Raw genomic sequence first — 19520 nt, 5'->3', positions numbered from 1 at the left:
TCCGTGTCACACGGCGAACGGCCCGACCAGCCCGGTCACGATCGCAAGACCAAGCGCCAGGAAGAAGTCTCCCCACACCAGCTCGTGACGAACGGCCACGCCGTGCGCTGCGTCGTAGCAGCCATCGATGAGCCCGCCCGAGGGCGAAAGGTGTACGGAGCCGAGCCGTTGGAGGATTGCCTCGGCACGGAGTGTCAGATGCCGGGACACATCTTCCCGTCCCCCTTCCCTGACGAGCGTGGCCAGTTTTAGAGCGGCCACCGCCTCGATCGCGGCCGCTGAAGTGTCGAGCGGTTGTTGGGGTATGAGCGGGGTGCGGTCGGCGAGCCGCATGCCGATCAGTCGATCCACCGCATCCCACAGACCGTTCGCCCGCTTCTGCGGCGGCAGGCAGTGGATGCCGTCCGCCACGCCCAGCAGCAACCACGCGACCGTGCGGCTCCACCCCGGGGCGGGCTCGTCGTACGCGGCCCACCCGCCACCCGGCAGCGCCCGCCAGGCCGGGCGTGGTGGTTCTTCGGCCAGACACAGCTCCAGGTGCCGGACGAGATGGCGGTACGCCGCAACCGCACCGCCAGGTGCACAAGCCAACAACGGCACCAGCCCCGGAACCCCGTCCGCCCGCGCCAGCAGCCGCTCCCCGCCGAACGCACTGCCCCACGGCACGATGCCCAGCGCCGGGTCGTACGCCGCCAGGCACGCCCGTGCCGCCCGGTCGCGCAGCCCGGCGTCCGGCGCTGTCCCGTACCACAGCACCAACCCCCGGGCCGCGGTGTCCTGCTCGACCCAGTACGCCAACCGTGCGCTGCACACGGCGGCTGCCTCGTGGTCATGCGCGGCACCGGACGCCAACGCCCGCAGCCACAGCATCCCCGCCCAGAACCCGCCCGTCCACGAGCCCCGGGACGTCGTGGTCCACCGGCCGGTGCCCGGTTCGGCATACAGCGGGAAGCGCTCTCCCACCTCGTCCGCCGTGGTCCCGACCCTTTCGAATACCGCCGTCAGGGCCCGCTCGGCCCACATCGTCACGCGGACGCACCCCGCGCATCGCGCAACCCGCGCGGCAGCGCGACCACCGCGGCACCCGCGAACTCCACCGCCACCAGCAGCCACCCCGGCCCGTACCCGGCAGCCGACACCATCACGCCGAACAGCGGCGGGCCGACCGCGAATCCGGCGAAGAATCCGGCCGACACCAGCGCGGAGTCGATCCCCGCCCGTCCAGGCGCGGCCCGTTGTATGACCAGCACCATCGAGACGGCGTTCGCCGACACCGCGAACACAGCAACCGCGATCGTCCCTGCCCAAGCCAACGGATGGGCGACGACCGCCAGACCGAGCAGCACCGCAGCCCCCACCGCCCCGGCCGCCAGCGTCGCAGGCAGCACCTCCGCCCACCCCGGCCGGCCGGCGATACGAGCCCAGGCCACGCGCCCGCCGATGCCCGCGGCTCCCAGGACCGCCACCAACGCGGCAGCCATGGTCGACGACAGGCCGAGACGTTGCGCACCGAACAACGCCAGATACGTGTTGACGGAGGCGATCCCGCACCCGAGCAGCAGCGAGAAGACCGCCAGCCGCCCCACGACACCGCTCCGGGAATGTGTGGTCCCAGGAACAGCAGCCCGCAGTTGAGCCCGATCCGGTGGCAACGCCACGGCAGCCCACACGCCTGCCAGCACCGCGATCCCCGCCGCCGCCCACACCGCCCCACGCCAGCCGATCCCGGCAGCCAGCAACGACAGTGGCAGCCCTGCCGCGAACGCCCCGAACTGCACCCCCGACTGCTTGAAACCTGTCACCGCGCCTCGGCGGTCCGGCCTGTAGGCGGCCAGGATCACCTTGTTCGTCGCCGGATTGGCCAGCGCCTGCGGCACCCCGCCCAGCGCGACCGCGATGAACAGCACCGCAGCCCCCGGCGCGGCCCCGATCAACGCCAGCGCCAGCGCCGACAACAGAAAAAGTCCCACCATGCAGCGCCGTGGCCCCACGCGGTCGACCAGCCTCCCGGCGACCGGTGACAGCAGCGCGGCCAGCCCGAAACCGACCGTCGTCGTCAGCCCCAGCACCGTACGGGAGATGCCCAATTGCCCCACCAGGCGCGGCCCGAACGCCCCAAGAATGAAGAGCTGCATCATCGAGAACGCCATGGCACACGTCAGCACCACGACAAGGCCAGGCCCCGCCCCCGGTCCCCCGGCCGTCCCCCGGCCGCGTATCGCTGCCTCCGATCCGCTGCCACGCTCGGTCCGCACCCGCATTCTCCCTCCCGCTGCTTGAGGCCCGGCATCGGCTCCGGGCCCGGTCCAGTCAGTCGGCCGCGGAGGCCCACCGGTTCCCGGGCACCGAGGGACTGCCGAGGGCGAGGGCGGTGACGGGCTTGCCGTGGCTTTGGTGACGAACTCGGCGATGGTGTCGCGGTCCTCGATCGGCACGATTACCGTATTCACCAAAGACCTCCTGTTTTTGGCCGCACCCTCCCCGTTGCGGGAATTACCCGAAAAAAGACGTTGTCGGGATTTCTCGTTCCCAGCCTCCCGGGAACGCTTGAAATACAGCTCTGCCCACGGGCGTATTGAGCCGCAAACCCAGCCTGATAATGCTGGAATTCTCGCGAATTCACGACGCTGTATGTCATGAATTCAGGCGTGCTCGACCGGATCGGTCGTGGTCCGGTTATTCAACGACCGGTTCACAGGCGGCCCCGGCAGCGCGGCGGCACCTTCGGCTTCGGCTGGGTGCCGCCGCGCCCGGCGTGGTACCGGCCCGTCCTCAAGCACTGGTCAGCACTGAGGGGAAGACGCACGAGGAGGTTGATGGGGTCTGGGAGGGGCAGACGGCTGGCGATTGGATGCCCGTGCGTACGTGGGGTGGGGGGCCGCGCGCCGGTCGTGTGCGGATTGGGGCATCCTCATGCACCTCTATGCAGTCGCGCCTGGGTCTGCGGTGGCATATCGGCCGCTGACATGCCGCGTTGCGCGGGCTGGGGCGTCCCGCGCAAGCAGGACGCCGGAGTCGACACCGGGCCCGCCTATGGGTGGGACGGGTCGTGGGCCGGCAAGCCGTTCGCCGACCAGCCCGATGTTGCCGGACGAGGTGTCAGCGAGCGGCGAGAGATCGACACCGCATCCGACTGCAGCTGGGGACGTTCGTAGGCCGGCGAGCGAACAGCCGGTGGTGCGGCCGGCCCGGGCACCTTGAGCCCCTCGCGGGCCGCATCCCACGCGCCTTCCAGGGAGCGGGCGATCTGCCCTTCCCGCTTACACTTATGAGTCATATATGGCTATATGCCGCATCCCACCTAATCGACGGGGCAGAGCATGCGCGAATGGGCGTCCGGGAGGACCCGGCGGCGGGCGAACATGGGGCTGGTGGGGCTTACGGCCGTGACGAGTGGCCTGCTCGCGCTGCTGATTGGCCTTGCTTTCGCGGTGCTCCTGTGGTCGATCGTCAACATGCGTGACTCTCTCGCCGCCACCCAGCATTCACAGGCGACTTTGACGCAGTCCACCAAGGTCGAGGGGCTCATCCTCGACCTGGAGACGGGGCAGCGCGGCTACGTCATCACACGGCAAGCTCAATTCCTTGAACCGTGGAGAACCGCTCGTTCTACGTTCCCCGGGCAGGCGCGGCAGCTCGTACAGATGAGCAGCACTCCTGGCCAGAAGAATCTGGCCCAGCAGATTTCCCAGGCCGGTAATTCCCTCATCAACGATTATTCGGTTCCACTGGTCGAAATGGCGAGTCGAGGGAACCCCTATGCGCGAAGCGTGGCAGCTACGCAAGAGGGTAAGCGGCGTGTCGACGCGCTGAGGAAGCAGTTCGCCCGCTACGAGATGGATGAGGGATCTATTCTCGCGTCAGGCAGGATGGCTGCCGAAGCCAAAGCCCGGCGGGCGGTCGAATTGGCGTCAGTGGGGCTCGCAGGTTCGGTTGTCCTCATCGTTGCTTTCGCCAGCTACGTGACGCGTGCGATCGTCTGGCCGATTCGCCGGGCGGCCGCCTTTGCGGCTCGGCTCGCCGGCGGAGACCTGACCGCCCGTATGCCCGAGACCGGTACAGGCGAAATCGGCGAGCTCGAAGCCGCCTTCAACACGATGGGGGGCTCGCTCGAGAAGAGCCGTGAACGGGCACAGGAGACCCACCAACGCCTCAAGCTGCTGTACGACGCGAGCGTGGCTGTCGGCACCACCCTCGACGGCGAGGAGATCGCGCAGCAGCTGGTGGACGTCGCAGTGCAGCAGCGGTTCGCCGACTTCGCCACCGTCGACCTGGCCGTACCCGTCCTGCAGGGCAAGGAGACGCCGGATGACAGCACCACCGAAATGCGCCGTGTGGCCGTCGGTGGCGTCCGGCGCGACAGCCCGCTCCACCCCGTGGGCACACTGATCACCCCCTCGCACCCCCCGGGCCCCTGGATCGGGACCGCAGCGATCGAGCCGGATCTGCAGACCTCCACCACGTGGCAGCACCACAGCCCGGAAGAGTCCCGGCGACTGCTCGACTACGGTATCCATTCGCTGATCACGGTCCCGCTGCATGCCCGCACAACACTCCTCGGAACGGTCAACTTCTGGCGTTCGCAAAGTTCCAGGCCATTTGAGGAGGACGAGCTTTCCGACGCCGAGGAGCTCGCTGCCAAGGCGGCCGTCTCCATCGAGAACGCCCGCCTTTACCAGCAGGTACGCAACAGCTCCGAGCAGTTCCAGCGTCTGTTGCTGCCGCGCCTTCCCGACCTGCACCCCTTCACCGTCGCCGCCGACTACCGGCCCGCCACCACGCCTGGCCATCTCGGAGGCGACTGGTACGACGCCTTCCGGTTGCCCGACGGCGCCTGCGCCGTCGTCGTGGGTGATGTCGTCGGGCACGACCTTCGAGCCGCGGCGTCCATGTCCCAGACCCGCAACATGCTACGAGCCTTGCTGTATGACCTGAGTACCCCGCCCAGCGCGGTACTCACCCAGCTAGACCGCACGCTGGACGCCATCACCGAGAACCCGGTCACCACTGCCTGCCTGGCCCGCGTCGAACCCGCAGGCGAGGTCTGGAGGCTGCACTGGAGCAACGCAGGCCACCCGCCTCCGCTTCTGTTGGCCCCGGGCAGCGAACCCGAGTACCTGGCCGCCGACCCTGGCGTGCCGCTGTGTGTGGACTCCGAGCAGCCCCGCCCGAACCACATCCACCCACTGCACCCCGACACCACCGTGATCTTCTTCACCGACGGACTGGTCGAGCACCCGCGCCGCTCTCTCGATGAAGGGCTGAAGGTTCTCGCGGCCACCGCCGCTGCTCACGCAGACCAGCCCTTGCAGCGGTTGCTCCAGATCCTGGCCGACCGCCATCCCAGCGATGGCCACGATGACATGGCCGTCCTAGGGCTGCGCACCCCTACCCGTCCCCGTCTCCCTGGCGACGCCACGGGAGCGTCCCACCGGGCACCGATGCGCCCTTGAGGATGCTCAGACGCCCGCCGTTCATGTCCGAGGGCTGCTCGGCGCGCGGCGGTTCCGGTCCCACGGCCCAGGAGGGCGTGGGCCCGTCGTGATCCTTCCCGCCCATTGCAGTGTCCGCGTGACGTCCGGCAGCGGAAGCGAGGCGAAGTGACCAAAGCGCGTGGGGTGCTTCTCGCGAACCTGGGCGGCGAATTCGTTGACCTCGCGGCTGGGCGCCCGTGCGGCCCGGTCGTCTCCGAAGTGTGTGCCGGGCGAGGAAATCGACAGCACGGACGTCTGGATGCCAGCGCGGTCCATGAGTTCCAGATGCGCCTCGGCGCTCCACTCGGGCCAGGTGGGCATCCCGTCGGGGTGCTCATGCCCGGCAGCCTTCGCCTCAGCGATGTAGTTCTCGGTCACGAAGTGCGCGTGTACGTCGATCAGCGCTGGTGTTTGCATGGGGAAGTGGCTCTCTTCCTGTCGGGCGGGCTGCGGCGGTGGCCGGTTCTTCGGCGGCGAGGCGCCCGCCCCTTGCTGCGGGTGTCGGGCCGAGGCCAAGTAGGCCGCGACCGCATGAACGCACGTACCGTACCTGGAGATCCGATATGGCCCCTGCAGCCTTCCCGTCTCCTCATCGATGTTCCGGAAGTGGTGAGCGAACATCACGGGGACTTTCACCGCGGCGAGCATGCGGGCCTGGTCGCAGGAGGCGGTGGCCGAGCCGGACTCGGTTCGATACGGCTCTGCTGCGGCGCACGTTCGACGACCAGGCGGCGCAGCGTGCGTGCCTCGCGCGGGCTGTTCCAGCCGAGCACGCCGACCACCACTCCGTGGTGGTCGTAGGCAGCGACGAAGTGACCGCTCGGCGGGTCGCCATAGACGATCCGCAGCTCCGCGCCGGGCGGGAAGATGCCATACGCCTGGATCCTGGTGTCGTACTGGTCGGTCCAGAAGTAGGGCACAGGAGCGAAGGGGACGGAGTCGCCGAGCAGGTTGCCGACTGCGGCCATGGCCTGTTCGGTGGCGTTCATCCGGTGCTCCAGCCGCATCCGGGTGCCGAAGTGCGGGTTGTGCCAGGAGGCGACATCGCCGGCGGCGTAGATACCGGGAGCGGCCTGGCAAAGCGCCTCACACACCACCCCGTTGCCCAGGCTCAGGCCCGAGCTGGTCACCCAGCCGGTCGCGGGGGCCGATCCGACAGCGAGGACGACCACATCGGCCGGCAGCGTGGTGCCGTCGCCGAGTTCCACCCCGGTCACCCGGCCGCCGGCGTGACGCAGCCGGTGTACCGGCACCCCGCAGCGCAGGCGGGTTCCGTGGTCGCGACGCAGATCGGCAACGAGTGCGCCGATGCGGTCCCCGAACGGGCGCCGCACCGGGACGGGCTCCGGCTCGACCAGGGTCACCTGCAGGCCCATGGTCCGGGCCGCCGCGGCGACTTCGGTACCCAGGAACCCGGCCCCCACCACGACCACCCGGGGCCCGGCGAGCAGCGCGGCGCACAGGGCGAGCGCGTCGTCGAGCGTGCGCCCGACGAGTTCAACTCCCTGCTCCTGTGCAACTGACACCGCCGGCCTCGACTTCGCCGACGGCTGGATCGAGAACACCACCAGCGGCAGCCGCCTCACCGGCGGCGCCCTCCCACCGCTGGTCCTCGACATCCTCGCGGCCGGCGGCGTCCTGGCCAAGCTCGCCCGCGAGGGCTACATCCCCATCCCCGCCGCGTCCTAGCACCATGCACACCACCCGCGGGGCAAGCACTCCCCTAGCGTTCGGCTCCTTGCGGTACGGGTTGCCGCTCGGCGTCGCGGATGGCACGGGCGGCGTTGATGAGCCCGATGTGGCTGAAGGCTTGTGGGAAGTTGCCGAGGGCCTCTCCCGTGATGGAGTCGGTCTCCTCAGCCAGCAGGCCGACGTCGTTTGCGCGCGCGATGGCAGTTTGGAACACCTGTCGTGCGTGGGTGGTGTGGCCGGTCAAGGCGAGGGCGTGGGCGAGCCAGAAGGTGCACAACAGGAAAGCGCCCTCCACTTCCTCGATCTCGTCGGCGAGGTAGCGGCGGATCAGGCCGTTGCGGTCGGTCAGGCCGGTGGCAACGGCCAGCACGGTGGACTGGACGCGGGGGTCCTGCGGGGGCAGGAAGCCGACGATGGGCAGCATCAGTGCCGAGGCGTCCAGGTCGTCGCTGTCGAACGCCTGGGTGAAGGCGCCCAGGCGGGGGTTCCATCCGCGCTGTTCGATGGCTTGTCGGATCTCGGCACGCTCGTGCTGCCAGTGGGATACGCATTCGTCGGCCTGAAGGGCGGGGGCCATGGCGATGGCGCGGTCCAAGGCGACCCAGCACATCAGTTTCGAGTGCAGGAAGTGTCTGCTCGGTCCGCGTCTCTCCCAGATGCCCTGGTCCGGTTCGGTCCACCGGCGGGCGGCTGTATCGGCGGCTTGGAGCAGGAAGGTGCGGGTTGGCGTGTCCAGCCACTCGCCCGATGGGATGGTCTGATGGGCGGCGTCGAGGAGTTCGCCGTAGACGTCGAGTTGGCGTTGGCGCCATGCGTCGTTGCCGGTGCGCACGGGGTTGCTGTCGCGCCAGCCGGTCAGGTGGGGCAGGGGGCGCTCGCTCAGGTCGCGTTCGCCGCCGATGCCGTACATGATCGGCAGATCCGCGCCGCGGTGGAGCTGGGTTGCCGCGGCTCGGGCGACGAAGCCGAAGAACTTGTTTTTTTCCTTCTCGCAAGCGGCGGTGGCCAGCGCCTGAAGGGTGAAGCTGGCGTCGCGGACCCAGGTGTAGCGGTAGTCCCAGTTGCGTGTGCCGCCCGCGCGTTCGGGCAGAGAGGTGGTGGCCGCTGCGACGATGGCCCCCGTGGGGGCGAAGGTCAGTGCCCGCAGCACGCGTCCGCTGTGGCCCACCTCGTGTTGCCAGGGGCCGACGTAGCCGCGGTGGAGCCGGGACCACGAGCGCCAGCCTTCGACGGTGTCGTTCAGGCGCCGCCGGATGCACCCCGCTCGCCAGCGTGTCGGCTCGTTTCCCCATGCCGGCCCGACATGGAGTGCGAAGCCGAGGCGGTCCGGCGCCCGCAGCGTGATCTGACTGTACGCGGTGGAACCGCTCACCCTCAGGTCGACGGAGGTCGACAGCAGCAGGACGTGGGCGCCCCCGTACCCGGCGAGCCCGCCCCGGACGGGCGTCAGGAGGGGGTGGACGAGTCCGAACTCCGGACGCGGCGCATAGGCGATCTCGATGGGCACCTGTCCTTCGGTGCAGGTGATCTGCCGCAGGAGGACTCCTGGGGACGCGGCACCGAGCGCGTGTCCGCGCTCCCGCCGCCCCAGGGCGAGCGCGTCGCGCAGCACCGCCGTGCCTCCGGTCGTGCGGAAGGTCGTCTCCAGCACAAGGGTCTCCTCGACGTAGCGCCGGCTGACCTCGGCTGGTGCGGCGGGGCGGATGGACCAGTGGCCGGCGTCTTCGTCGAGTAGCCGGGCGAAGAGCGCCGGGCTGTCGAAGCGGGGAAGGCACAGCCAGTCCACCGAGCCGTCGGAGGTCACCAGGGCGGCCGAGCGGCAGTCGGACAGCAGTGCATGGTCACTGATCGGTCGCACACTCACCGGCCACACCCCATCCGTCCCCGGCCCGCCGATGCGCCTGAGCAGTCGCCCCCCACGCGAGGCGCTTCGGGTGCTGGCGGTGCTGGCGGGTCATCCATCGCAGCCTCCCTGCGCAGCGGGTTCACCCTCACTCAAACAGCACGATCCGCGGACCGCACGTCCTGGCCGCCGGCGGTTGCCCTGACGGGGTGGGACGGCCTGGTGCTGCCGCCTGCTCGCACTCCCGCACCGCTGGTGCGCTCGCCGTGGCATCGGCTGCCCCACCTCAGTTGTCATCCCCCGGGGATGAGCCCCGGCGGCGGAGAGGGAAAAAGTGCCGGTGGCTGCCCGTCCAATGGTCCGTGATGCTGAGGCCGAGGTTCTCGGCGATCCTGTGGAGCGCTGGTGCCCGCAGGCGTGCCCAGGGGAACGGCGGACCGCCATGGCCGTGGCGGACCGCCATGGCCATGAGTGTCTTCGAGCCAGGCGACGCAGAGCTCCTCGACGTCGTGGGGGTCGACCTCGACGATCAGGACACCCGCCGGGGCGATGGGTTGGGCGCGGCGGCGAAGCAGGGCACGGGGGTCGCCGCCGATGCCGATGTTGCCGTCGGTGAGCAGGAGGGTCTGCCGGCTTCGCTCGGCGAGCAGTGACGACGCGGCCGGCTACCGGTGTTCGGGGTTCTCGTAGTCGTGGCGGCAGCCGGCGTCCCAGGCGGTTCGCTGGTTGCCGTAGGCGGGGATGCCTCCGGCGTTTTTGAGCATCCGGGCCAGGTGGAGCAGGTTCCAGGTCATGAACGTGGTGTTGCGGTTGGTGAAGTCGTTCTGCGGGCCGCCAGACCCCGGGTCGAGGTACGAAGGGCCGGGGCCGGCCTCGCCGATCCAGCCGGCGTCGGCCTGCGGGGGGATGGTGTAGCCGAGGTGCTGCAGGCTGTAGAGGACGTTCATGGCGCAGTGCTTGACGCCGTCCTCGTTGCCGGTGATCAGGCAACCGCCGACCCGGCCGTAGTAGGCGTACTGCCCGGCTTCGTTGAGGAGGCTGGAGCAGGCGTACAGGCGTTCGATCACTCGCTTGGTCACCGAGCTGTTGTCACCCAGCCAGATCGGACCCGCCAGCACGAGAATGTCGGCCGCCAGGACCTTTTCGTACAGCCCCGGCCAGGCGTCGATCTGCCATCCGTGTTCGGTCATGTCCGGCCAGACGCCGGTGGCGATGTCGTGATCGATGGCTCGCACGACGTCGACGTGGACCCCCTGCCCCTCCATGATGCCCACGCTGCGGTCGATCAGCCCCTGGGTGTTGCTGCGTGCCGGCGACCGCTTGAGCGTGCAGTTGAAGACGAGGGCGCGCAGGTCGTCGTAGCGGGCAGGCGGCGCGTCGGCAGTCGGCGACTGTGCGGTCAAGGAGCCCTCCCGGGAGTCCTGCCACCGTGCCCTTCACGGTGGCGCAACGCTGACATCGTGCTGGCCCGGCGCCCGTCGCGGTCGCTGCGGCACAGTCAACTGTCGGCGACCACCCCGACAGCCGAACAACCCCCCGGGCGGGTCACGGCCCTGCCCTGAGTAACCGGAATACGCCGGGAACGTGCCGTAGACGGTAGGGGTAAGGCTCTGGGCTTCGCCGGACGCGGGGTGAGTGGCGTGGATTGACTGCCCCGGTGAGCGAGCAGAAGAAGATGCGGGGCAAGGCTCCGGCCACGGTAGAGCAGATCGCTGCGGGTGATGGCTGCGTTGGGGTGGTACCGCGGGCAGAACACCCCGGAGGAGCATACGGGTGAAGCCGCCCGGCTCGGCGGGGATCCTGCGGCCTCCGGAGATGAGAACCAAGTCCCCGACGACAAGGCCGTCGATGGCGTCATAGTTCTGGGGAGACCGCCACACCTGCTCCCAGAAGGTGTGAACCGCGTCGATGCCCGAGCGCTCCTCCGTGATCGCTCCTCGGTTGTGGCTGATTCACGAGCCCGGAAACAGGGGTCCGCCCGCCGTCAGCCCGCCGTCGACGGTGAGGACATGGCCGGTGACATAGCTCGCCTTGTCCGAGCCCAGATACTGGACGGCTTCGGCGATCTCGTCGGGGGTGCCCGCCCGGTGCAGGGGCAGCACCGCATCGACCGCGTCACGCGCGGCGTCGTTGCCGGTGAATCGCTCGTACATCGCGGTCCGGGTGTAGCCAGGGGCTACGGCGTTGACCCGGATACCGTGAGCGGCGCCTTCAAGCGCGGCGGCCTTCGTGATGCCAGCGACCGCGTGCTTGCTGCCGACGTACAGGCTCGCGCCGGGGTAACCCATCAGACCGAAGGTGGAGCTGACGTTGATGATGCTGCCGCCGCCCTGCTCCCTCATGACCCGGAATTCGTGCTTCAGGCACAGCAGCGTGCCCTTGACATTCGTATCGAAGGTGGCCTGATAACTCTCGTCGGTCACCTCGGTGACCGGCCCGGGCGTCCCTTCGGTTCCGGCGTTGTTCAAGGCGATATCGATGCGTCCGAACCGCCCGACCGCGCGGTCGACGAGGTTGCCTACATCGGCGTCGGAGCGGACGTCGGCACGCACGAACTCGGCTTGGGCGCCGAGGTCGCCGAGCTCACTGGCGAGCTGCTCGCCGACGTCCTGGTGGCGGCCGGAGACGACGAGGTCCGCGCCCTCACGGGCATAGGCCAACGCGGTGGCGCGGCCGATACCGGTGAGCGCGCCCGTGATGAGGACAATGGGAGCCACGTCGAGAGTCCCTCCTGCAAACACACAGATGAACGGCAGGCAAGCAAGCAGTCCGGGAACCCACACGACACCGGGCTCCTCTTCCGGCAGGTGCGTCCCTGAAGGCAAGGTGTCCCGGTCCGAGGCAGCCGTATCGGATGCGATTACCGCATCCGTCGAACGGCGGCAGGTGATGACCCGTATCGCGCACCGACAGCGCGGCTGACACTGACGCTCACCTACCTGCTCTACCAGCTGACCGGCGCGCGGCTCAGGCCCGATGCAGATCCCGCGTTGAGACGTGGAGATTCACGGATGGGGCAGCGGGGGTTGGGTGGTGCGTATCCCCACCTGGTGAGAGTCGTTGATCGGGTGAGACCAGCCCGCTGCTCGCAATCCAGGACTCACCGCGCTGCTCCCCTGCCGCCAACTCCTCCTCCTGCGGCTGCTGGGTGCGCCGGTGACGGACTGGACGGACTGGAAGACCCACCACGCGTGTTGATCAGCGCGAACCTGTCGAAAGGACAAAGATGTCGCGACACACCTGCAAGCGGGCCTGCGCCCGAGTCGCGGCGGTGCTCACCACCGCTCCGGTTCTCTGCCTGGGCCTTGTGGCGCCGTCGGCTTCCGCAGCCACCGAGGCCGGCACCGTCGGCAGCGTCTGCCACACCGACCCGCGCGACGGGGGCTACCACTGCGACCCCATCGACTCCGCGAGCGGACTCTCGAGCGTCCTTGACGGGGTTGATCGTGTGCTTGGGTAGGACGGCCTGCTCACAGCAACTCAACGATCTCTGCGGGCCGGATCGACAGCCGAGCTCCCGGCCGCAGTCGGGTGCATGGGGCGGGTCTGGTCAGCTACCGAGCATTTGAGGACCTGGTGCGCCAGCTCCTGGCCCTCATGCTCCCTGGTTAGTTGACGTCATCCCACAGCGGATCAGCCACCACGCCATCCTGCCCGGCGCGCTGCCCCCGCGCGGACCCGATTTCATCGGCGAAGCCCATAGGGGCACCCCCGGACTTCGAGCCACAGCCCATCTGAGGAACCAGCGGGTCAGCCGTCACGTCAGTAGACCGACTCCAGGATCTGGAGAACCTGCTCTTCGGTGGGCAGGAGCGGGCTGTTGCGGGTGACCGCGTCGGCGACCGCGCCCCTGGCGATCGACGGCAGCAGCTCTCGGGTGACACGCAGCTCGCGCAGTGGCTTCTTCACCCCGATCGCGGCGGAGATCTCCCGGACGGCGACGATGGCAGCCCGGGACCAGTCGCCGTTGGCCGGCGGGGGAACGCGCAGCGCACGGGCCGCCTGCTCGTAGGCGCCGCGGGCGGCAGGGGCGCTGAACTCCATGACCTCCTCCAGGACCGCGGCAAGCGCCACGCCGTGCGGGGTGCCGGTGTGGGCGGTGAGAGCGTGGCCGATGCCGTGGACCAGGCCCAGGCCGGAGAGGGTGAGGGCCTGCCCGGCGAGGTGTGCGCCGAGCATCAGCTGGGCGCGGGCTTCGAGATCGGAGCCGTCCCGGTAGGCGGTGGGCAGCCAGCGGCCGACCATGGTCACGGCCTGCGTGGCATATGCGGCGGAGACCGGGTCCGCGCCGCGCGAGGCGAGGGACTCGACGCCGTGGACGAGGGCGTCGATGCCGGTCGCCGCGGTGACATGGGCGGGCAGACCGAGGGTGAGTTCGGGGTCCAGGAGGGCGATCCTGGGCTTGACGGAAGGGTGGCCGATGTAGACCTTGCGGCAGGCGGCGGTGTCCTCGATGACTCCGAATCCGTTGGTCTCCGCGCCGGTGCCGGAGGTGGTGGGGACGGCGACCAGCGGCAGGCCGTCGAGGGCCTCCCACAGCGTGTCGGCGTCGGCGGCCATGGCATCGGGGTTGCCCACGAGAAGCGCGATGCCCTTGGCCGCGTCGAGTGCGGAGCCGCCGCCCAGGGCGACGACGGCTGCGGGGCCGAAGGCACGGGCACGGGCGGCGCCTTCGTCGACGTTGCCCGTCGAGGGGTTCGGGCCTACTTCGTCGTAGATGCCGTATTCCATGCCCGCGCCGTCGAGTACCTTCAGCACGCGGTCGACGATCCCGGCGGCGCGCAGCCCGCGGTCGGTGACGACGAAGGCACGTCTGCGGCCGATCGCGGCGATCAGATCCGGGAGTTGCTCGATGCGGCCGGGACCGAATTCGATGCGGCAGGTCGGCTCGACGGACAGTGGGGCGGTGGCGAGGCTCTCGCTCATGATCACGGCTCCTGGGCCTGGAAGCGCGGCGGGTGGATGGTGGAGGGGTCAGATGACGCTGAGCGCCGCGTCTTCCGGCGCGTGGGTGGGCCTGGGCAGCCGGAACTCCTGTCCTGCCAGCGCTTCGTAGATGCGGATCGGGCTCATCTCGCCGGCGAGTTCGCCGTGCTGGGCTTTGGAACGGCGGTAGATCTGCTCGACCAGCGCGGACAGTTCGGTGGAGACGCCCAGGTCACGACCGAGGTCCACGGCCAGTCCGAGGTCCTTGCAAGCGAGCGCCATGGCGAAGGAGTCGTCGTAGTGACCGTCGGCGAGCACGCAGATGATGTCGTTCTCAAGGAAGTTGGAGGCGGCGGGGCTCGCGAGCAGGGCGTTGCGGAGCACGCCGAGGTCGACACCGGCCCTCACTCCCATGGCGAGGACTTCGGATGTCGCGACCAGGTGGCTGAACCACAGCAGGTTGATCATGAGCTTGACGGTGTATCCGGCGCCGAGCGGGCCGACGTGCAGCACCTTGCCGGGGTCGCCCATGGCCTCGAAGACGGGCAGCGCGATGCGGAAGTCCTCCACCTCGCCTCCGACGAATATCTGCAGCGTGCCGGCCTCGGCGCCGCGGGCCATACCGCTGACGGGGGCGTCCAGGCGGCGCACGCCGCGCCGGTCGAGCACTTCGGCGGCGACCCGTTCGGCTGCCGCCGGGGTGGATGTCGACATGTCGATCCACAGCGCGCCTTCCGGCAGCGCCTCGGCGGCCCCGCCGCGCAGCAGCACGTCCTCCACGATGCGGGGGTTGGGAACCATGGTGATCAACAGCTCGGCGTCGGCGGCGCAGTCGGCGGGACTGCCGGCCCAGCGGGCGCCGAGAGACAGGTGCTCGGCGGCGGCCTCGGGCCGGGTGTCGTACACGGTGACCAGGTGTCCCGCGTGGATCAGGTGGCGGGCCATGTGACGTCCCATGTTGCCCAGGCCGATGAATCCGATCCTCATCGTTGTCCTCGCTACGGCTGAAGAAGTATGAAGTATGGGAGGGTTTGACGGTGTGCGGCCTGGCGCTCAGGCCAGGTTGATCCAGGTGGTCTTGAGTGCCGTGTAGGCGTCCAGGGCGTGCAGTGACTTGTCGCGGCCCGCACCGGTGGCCTTGAAGCCGCCGAAGGGCGTGATCACGTCGCTGGCGTCGAAGGTGTTGATCCACACCGTTCCGGCGCGCAACCGGTTGGCGGTCCGGTGGGCCGTGGTAATGTCCCGGGTCCATACGGAGGCAACCAGGCCGAAGGCGGACTCGTTGGCGATCCGGATGCCCTCGTCGGTCTCCCCTTCATAGGTGATGACGGCGAGGACCGGCCCGAAGATCTCCTCCTGACCGACGACGGAGGTGTTGGCGACGCCGTCGAGGACCGTCGGCTGCACGAAGCTGCCGCCGGAGTCGGTGCGGGTGCGCCCGCCGCCGAGGACCACGGTGGCGCCCTCCCGCTGTCCGTCGGCGATGTAACCCAGGACCTTGGCGAGTTGGGCCTCGTCGACGATCGGGCCCATCACGGTGGCCGGGTCGAGCGGATCGCCGACACGGAAGGTCTGTGTGGTGATCCGCTCGACCTCGGCGAGCAGCTGCTCCTTGACGGAGGCGTGGACGACGACCCGGGATCCCGCGTTGCAGGTCTGACCGGCGTTGTAGAAGATGCCCCAGGCAACGGCGGACGCGGCGGCGGTGATGTCGGCGTCGGGCAGGACCAGTTGCGGGGACTTGCCACCCGCTTCCACGGCGACTTGCTTGCCGTTGGACTCGCCCGCGTAGACCTGGAAAAGCCGGGCGACCTCGGCGGAACCGGTGAAGGCGATCTTGTCGACGTCCGGGTGGCGCCCGAGTGCCTGACCGGCGATCTCGCCACGCCCGGGGACGACGTTGAGCACGCCGTCGGGCACTCCGGCCTCGGTGGCCAGCCGGGCAAGCAGCAGGGCGGCGAGGGAGGTCTGCTCGGCGGGCTTGAGGACGACGCTGTTGCCGGTGGCCAGCGCCGGGGCCAGCTTCCATGAGGCGATCAGCAGGGCGTAGTTCCAGGGGACGACGGCACCGACGACGCCCAGCGGTTCGCGGGTGATGAGAGCGAGGGCGTCGCCGGGGGTGGGCGCTATCTCGTCGTAGGTCTTGTCGATGGCCTCGGCGTACCACGCGATGGTCTCGGCGGCCTTGGCCACGTCGATCCGTACCGACTCGGTGATCGGCTTGCCCATCTCCAGGGTGTCGAGCAGGGCGAGCTCCTCGGCGTGCGCCAGGATCAGCTCCGCCCAGCGCAGCAGGATCCGCTTGCGCTCCTTGGGCGGCAGGTCGCGCCAGCGGCCGTCGTCGAAGGCGGTGCGGGCGGCGCGCACCGCCCGGTCGACGTCGTCGGCACCGGCGGACTGCACCTGGGCGAGGACGCTGCCGTCGCGCGGGGAGGTGCTCTGATAGGTCTCGCCGGAGGTGGCGCGGATGAAGGCGCCGTCGATGAACAGCCGGGTCTCGAAGGAGAGTTTGGCGGCAGCGGCCAGCCAGTCCTCGTACGACCGCGTCAGCAGCTCCTGGACGGTGTCCGTCGCGTCGGGGAATGTCACAGGATCCTCCAGCGGTCGATCGCGGCCTCGTCGAGTTCGACACCGAGGCCGGGCTTGTTCGGTACTTCGAGGTCGCCGTCGGCGCCCACCCGTACGGACTCGGCGAGCATGAAGTCGCGTCGCTCGGGCGTCCAGCCGGGCGGGTCATAGGGGAATTCGAAGTACGGCCCGCCGCCGACCCCGGCCGCGACGTGCAGGTTGGCGAGGATGCCGATGCCATTGGTCCAGCTGTGCGGGGTGAAGTGACGGTGCTTCAGTTGCGCCAATTCGGCCAGGGTGCGGGCGCGATGCATGCCGATCGCGAGGACGACGTCCATCTGGTAGATGTCGAGGGCGTCCTCTTCGAGATAGCGCAGCAGCTCACTCGTGCAGTGGTGCATCTCGCCTGCGGCGATCCGTACCCCCGGGTTCTCCGCACGCAGCCGTTTGAAGCCGTCGAGGTCGGCGTAGGGCAGTGGTTCCTCGACCCAGAAGACGTCGAGTTCGGCGAGGCGCGCGATGGTCTTGCGGGTCTTGGCGAGGTCGGAGGCGTTCGCTGTGTCCCCGGCCATCCGCCATGACTGGTTGAGGTCGACCATGATCTCGAAGTCGTCGCCGAGCTCTTCGCGGACGGCCCGCACGGCGGCGATCCCCTCGTCGACACGGTCCCGGTCGATACGGATCTTCATGGCTCTGAAACCCGCCTCGCGGACCTTCAGCGCGGTCGCGACGCGCTCGTCGGGCGACTTGAGCTCGCCGGAGGAGGCGTACGCGGGGAGCTTCTTGGCGGCGTTGCCGAACAGCTCGGCGACGGGACGCCCGTGCACCTTGCCGATGATGTCCCACAGGGCGGCTTCCAGCGGCCAGTAGTAGGCCCCGTGGAAGTTGGCCGTTTCGATGGCTCGGACATGACGGGTGATGTCGAGGGGGTCCTCGCCGACAAAGAGGTGCTGGTAGGTCTCGAAGCCGTCCATAGAGTCGCCGGAGCCGATGCCGGTGATGCCCTCGTCGGTGTGGACGCGGACCACGGTGGCGTCGAAGTGGCGGCGGGGCTCGGGGTCCCAGGCCGCGCGGAACGGCGGGTCGAGTTCGAGCCGCAGTCGGTCCAGGGTGATGTCGGTGATCTTCATCGGGCGAGGGCCTCCTGGCCTGTCTCCGCGGGGTCGGAGGCGGCGAGTTGCTCGGCGTCGGGGGTGTAGAAGGGGTTCGCGGGACCGGCCTCGGCAGCCGTCAGGACATCGCCGGCGCTCGGCGTCGCTTGTACGGCCGCGCGGACCGCGCGATAGGCGGCGGTGCGCTGGTTGCGGAAGGAGTGGTCCAGGTCGTCCACCGCCGGGTTGACCCAGACCGCGGCGATGATCAGCAGGTCGTCCGCCTCGTCGGCGGGGATGAGCCCCGCGGCGACGGCGTCGGCGATGCCCTGGGCGAGTCCCGCCTGGGCCGATCCCCAGGTTGCCCGCTGGTGCAACTCGCCCTCCGCGGCTGCCTTGTTGACGAACAGCGTCAGCGGCTTGACCGGCACCGACGGCCGCACCACGGTCACGTAGGGGACGTGCCCGGCGCTCGGCGTGGCCAGGGCGGTGGCCCACGCGGTCTCCACCGGGCCGCCCTTGCGCCCGAGCACGATGTTGGTGTGGGCGGCGTTCGGTCCTTCGCCGACGAAGGATTCGCCGATGAGCGCGGTCGGGGCGAAAGGCATGGGGGGCTCCTGGCTCCTGAGAGGGAGGGCTGTGCGACGGTCGGCCGGGCGGTGGCCAACGTACGGGGCGTTCCGCAGGAACAGCGCAAACCGCGCGGTTCCTCCTGCCCGACGCGGCGAATCTAGGAGCCCGGAACAGCCCGCCGCAAGGCGGTCGGGGGAATCGCAACGCGTGTTGCGATGGCGACAACTCCGTCGTTGACCTGGGCGTTCTCCACAGTGCCCGGCCGACCTAGGATGACGGCGTGTCCCTCTCCGGTCCCGCCTCCCCCTCCGGCTCCCCGCCCGACCCCGCCGCTCGGCACCAGGGGCACGGACTGCGCCGGGACATCGCGCTCCTCGAAGCGCTGGCCTCGCCCGAGGCGCAGAACGCCGGCGGGCTCGGGGTGGTCCGCCTGGCACAGCTGGTGGGCCGCGAGAAGAGCCAGGTGTCACGGGCGCTGAAGGCGCTGGCGGAGGAGGGGATCGTCGAGCGGGACCCGGACACGCTGGAGTACCGGCTCGGATGGCGGCTGTTCTCCCTGGTGGCCAGGACCTCGGAGAACCGGCTGGTCCGCATGGCCGAGCCGGTGATGCACGCGGTTTCGGCGGACCTGGAGGAGACCAGCCATCTGTGCGTGCTGCGCGACCGCGAGGTGCTGACCTTGCTGTCGGTGTCGGGGCACTCCTTCCGGGTGCACGGCTGGGAGGGGCGCGGCGTGCCCGCCTGGCACACCTCGGCGGGCCGGGTGCTGCTGACGGACGCCACGCCCGACGAGCTGTACGTGCGCTTCGCGGTCGGCGGAGACCTTCCGGTGCCGGTGCAGGAGCTGTGGGCGCGGATCCAGGAGGCCCGCCGTGACGGCTACGCCCGGGTGAGCGAGGAGTTCGAGGCGGGCCTGGTCGGGGTTTCCGCCCCGATCCGGGACTTCCGCGGGCGGGTGGTGGCCGCCATCAACATCTCGGCGCCGAAAAACCGCCTCGGCGACCGCCTCGATACCGCGGGCCGCGCCACCGCAGCCGCGGCGGCAAAGGTTTCGGCCCTGCTGGGCTGGGAGCCTCGCCGTACGCCCCTCCCGACAGCGCGCCTCACCTGATCATCGGGCGCTCTCGCCTGCGAGCCGGGGTGCGGATGCGGCCGGCGGCCGGCAGTTGGCGGCGTGACGGGGTCGGGACGCAATCCGTGACGCCATCGGTGCCCGGTCAGGGGGGCGGTTGTTCTGAGAGCAACAGGGGTTGCGATCCGCGAACCTCTCTTGTTCCGCCATGTTGCGCGCTCGTAAATTCACCGCGAACCGGACCTGGAAACCCCGCGCCGGCATGGAAGAAAGAGCAGCGC

General features: G+C 69.7%; 17 protein-coding genes and 1 pseudogene. 6 read left to right on the top strand and 12 right to left on the bottom strand.

Features of this window, described 5'->3' with window-relative positions:
- Positions 1-6: 6 nt before the first annotated feature.
- Both NGB36_RS01215 and NGB36_RS01210 read right to left on the bottom strand, forming a co-directional pair.
- Positions 7-1023, bottom strand: coding sequence for a sugar ABC transporter permease (locus tag NGB36_RS01215; RefSeq protein ID WP_255918505.1), 1017 nt, complete (start codon positions 1021-1023; stop codon positions 7-9).
- Between the two features lie 2 nt (positions 1024-1025).
- Positions 1026-2255, bottom strand: coding sequence for an MFS transporter (locus NGB36_RS01210; protein WP_255918113.1), 1230 nt, complete (start codon positions 2253-2255; stop codon positions 1026-1028).
- Positions 2256-2966: 711 nt separating this feature from the next.
- Between NGB36_RS01210 and NGB36_RS01205 the strand changes: the two genes are divergently transcribed.
- Positions 2967-3155, top strand: a complete 189-nt coding sequence (locus NGB36_RS01205; RefSeq protein WP_255918112.1) for a hypothetical protein — start codon at positions 2967-2969, stop codon at positions 3153-3155.
- Between the two features lie 216 nt (positions 3156-3371).
- On the top strand, positions 3372-5453 hold the full coding sequence (locus NGB36_RS01195; RefSeq protein ID WP_308288787.1) for a SpoIIE family protein phosphatase: 2082 nt from the start codon (positions 3372-3374) through the stop codon (positions 5451-5453).
- 108 nt (positions 5454-5561) lie between these two features.
- Here NGB36_RS01195 and NGB36_RS01190 read toward each other — a convergent pair.
- Together NGB36_RS01190 and NGB36_RS01185 are read right to left on the bottom strand one after the other, a co-directional pair.
- Positions 5562-5891, bottom strand: a pseudogene (locus NGB36_RS01190) (amidohydrolase family protein); the annotation flags it as partial.
- A gap of 215 nt (positions 5892-6106) precedes the next feature.
- On the bottom strand, positions 6107-7000 hold the full coding sequence (locus tag NGB36_RS01185; RefSeq protein WP_255918111.1) for an NAD(P)/FAD-dependent oxidoreductase: 894 nt from the start codon (positions 6998-7000) through the stop codon (positions 6107-6109).
- On the opposite strand from NGB36_RS01185, the gene NGB36_RS33335 reads away from it, so the two are divergent.
- Positions 6957-7163 carry a hypothetical protein gene (locus NGB36_RS33335; protein WP_255918110.1) on the top strand — a complete coding sequence of 69 codons (207 nt, stop codon included), beginning with the start codon at positions 6957-6959 and terminating at the stop codon, positions 7161-7163. The two genes, NGB36_RS01185 and NGB36_RS33335, sit on opposite strands and share 44 nt — an antisense overlap.
- A gap of 34 nt (positions 7164-7197) precedes the next feature.
- Here the strand turns inward: NGB36_RS33335 and NGB36_RS01175 are convergent, their stop codons facing one another.
- Positions 7198-9030: a glycoside hydrolase family 15 protein gene (locus tag NGB36_RS01175; RefSeq protein WP_255918109.1), complete on the bottom strand. Its 1833-nt coding sequence runs from the start codon at positions 9028-9030 to the stop codon at positions 7198-7200.
- Positions 9031-9476: 446 nt separating this feature from the next.
- On the opposite strand from NGB36_RS01175, the gene NGB36_RS01170 reads away from it, so the two are divergent.
- On the top strand, positions 9477-9662 hold the full coding sequence (locus NGB36_RS01170; RefSeq protein WP_255918108.1) for a hypothetical protein: 186 nt from the start codon (positions 9477-9479) through the stop codon (positions 9660-9662).
- Positions 9663-9674: 12 nt separating this feature from the next.
- Here the strand turns inward: NGB36_RS01170 and NGB36_RS01165 are convergent, their stop codons facing one another.
- Both NGB36_RS01165 and NGB36_RS01160 read right to left on the bottom strand, forming a co-directional pair.
- Positions 9675-10412: a flavodoxin family protein gene (locus NGB36_RS01165; protein ID WP_255918107.1), complete on the bottom strand. Its 738-nt coding sequence runs from the start codon at positions 10410-10412 to the stop codon at positions 9675-9677.
- A gap of 549 nt (positions 10413-10961) precedes the next feature.
- The gene (locus NGB36_RS01160) at positions 10962-11726 is read right to left on the bottom strand and encodes an SDR family NAD(P)-dependent oxidoreductase (protein ID WP_255918106.1); all 765 of its coding nucleotides are present in this window, start codon (positions 11724-11726) and stop codon (positions 10962-10964) included.
- 509 nt (positions 11727-12235) lie between these two features.
- On the opposite strand from NGB36_RS01160, the gene NGB36_RS01155 reads away from it, so the two are divergent.
- Positions 12236-12469 carry a hypothetical protein gene (locus NGB36_RS01155; RefSeq protein ID WP_255918105.1) on the top strand — a complete coding sequence of 78 codons (234 nt, stop codon included), beginning with the start codon at positions 12236-12238 and terminating at the stop codon, positions 12467-12469.
- Between the two features lie 302 nt (positions 12470-12771).
- On the opposite strand, the gene NGB36_RS01150 is transcribed toward NGB36_RS01155, so the two are convergent.
- The 5 genes from NGB36_RS01150 to fae form a co-directional block, all read right to left on the bottom strand.
- Positions 12772-13935 (bottom strand): iron-containing alcohol dehydrogenase family protein, encoded by a 1164-nt coding sequence (locus tag NGB36_RS01150; RefSeq protein WP_255918104.1) that lies wholly within the window; start codon positions 13933-13935, stop codon positions 12772-12774.
- Between the two features lie 48 nt (positions 13936-13983).
- Complete coding sequence (locus NGB36_RS01145; protein WP_255918103.1) at positions 13984-14922, bottom strand: NAD(P)-dependent oxidoreductase; 939 nt, start codon at positions 14920-14922, stop codon at positions 13984-13986.
- 66 nt (positions 14923-14988) lie between these two features.
- Positions 14989-16524 (bottom strand): aldehyde dehydrogenase, encoded by a 1536-nt coding sequence (locus NGB36_RS01140; protein ID WP_255918102.1) that lies wholly within the window; start codon positions 16522-16524, stop codon positions 14989-14991.
- Positions 16521-17633, bottom strand: a complete 1113-nt coding sequence (locus tag NGB36_RS01135) for a mandelate racemase/muconate lactonizing enzyme family protein (RefSeq protein WP_255918101.1) — start codon at positions 17631-17633, stop codon at positions 16521-16523. Before NGB36_RS01135 ends, NGB36_RS01140 begins: the two co-directional genes overlap by 4 nt.
- Positions 17630-18202 (bottom strand): formaldehyde-activating enzyme, encoded by a 573-nt coding sequence (fae, locus tag NGB36_RS01130; RefSeq protein ID WP_255918100.1) that lies wholly within the window; start codon positions 18200-18202, stop codon positions 17630-17632. Before fae ends, NGB36_RS01135 begins: the two co-directional genes overlap by 4 nt.
- Positions 18203-18447: 245 nt before the next feature.
- Between fae and NGB36_RS01125 the strand changes: the two genes are divergently transcribed.
- Positions 18448-19278 (top strand): IclR family transcriptional regulator, encoded by an 831-nt coding sequence (locus NGB36_RS01125; RefSeq protein WP_255918099.1) that lies wholly within the window; start codon positions 18448-18450, stop codon positions 19276-19278.
- Positions 19279-19520 lie beyond the last annotated feature (242 nt).

The sequence above is a fragment of the Streptomyces humicola genome (genome assembly GCF_024436035.1).
In the GTDB taxonomy this organism is placed as follows: Bacteria; Actinomycetota; Actinomycetes; order Streptomycetales; family Streptomycetaceae; genus Streptantibioticus_B; species Streptantibioticus_B humicola.
The sequence above is the reverse complement of the archived record's forward strand: the minus strand, read 5'-3'. Positions and strand labels throughout refer to the sequence as shown.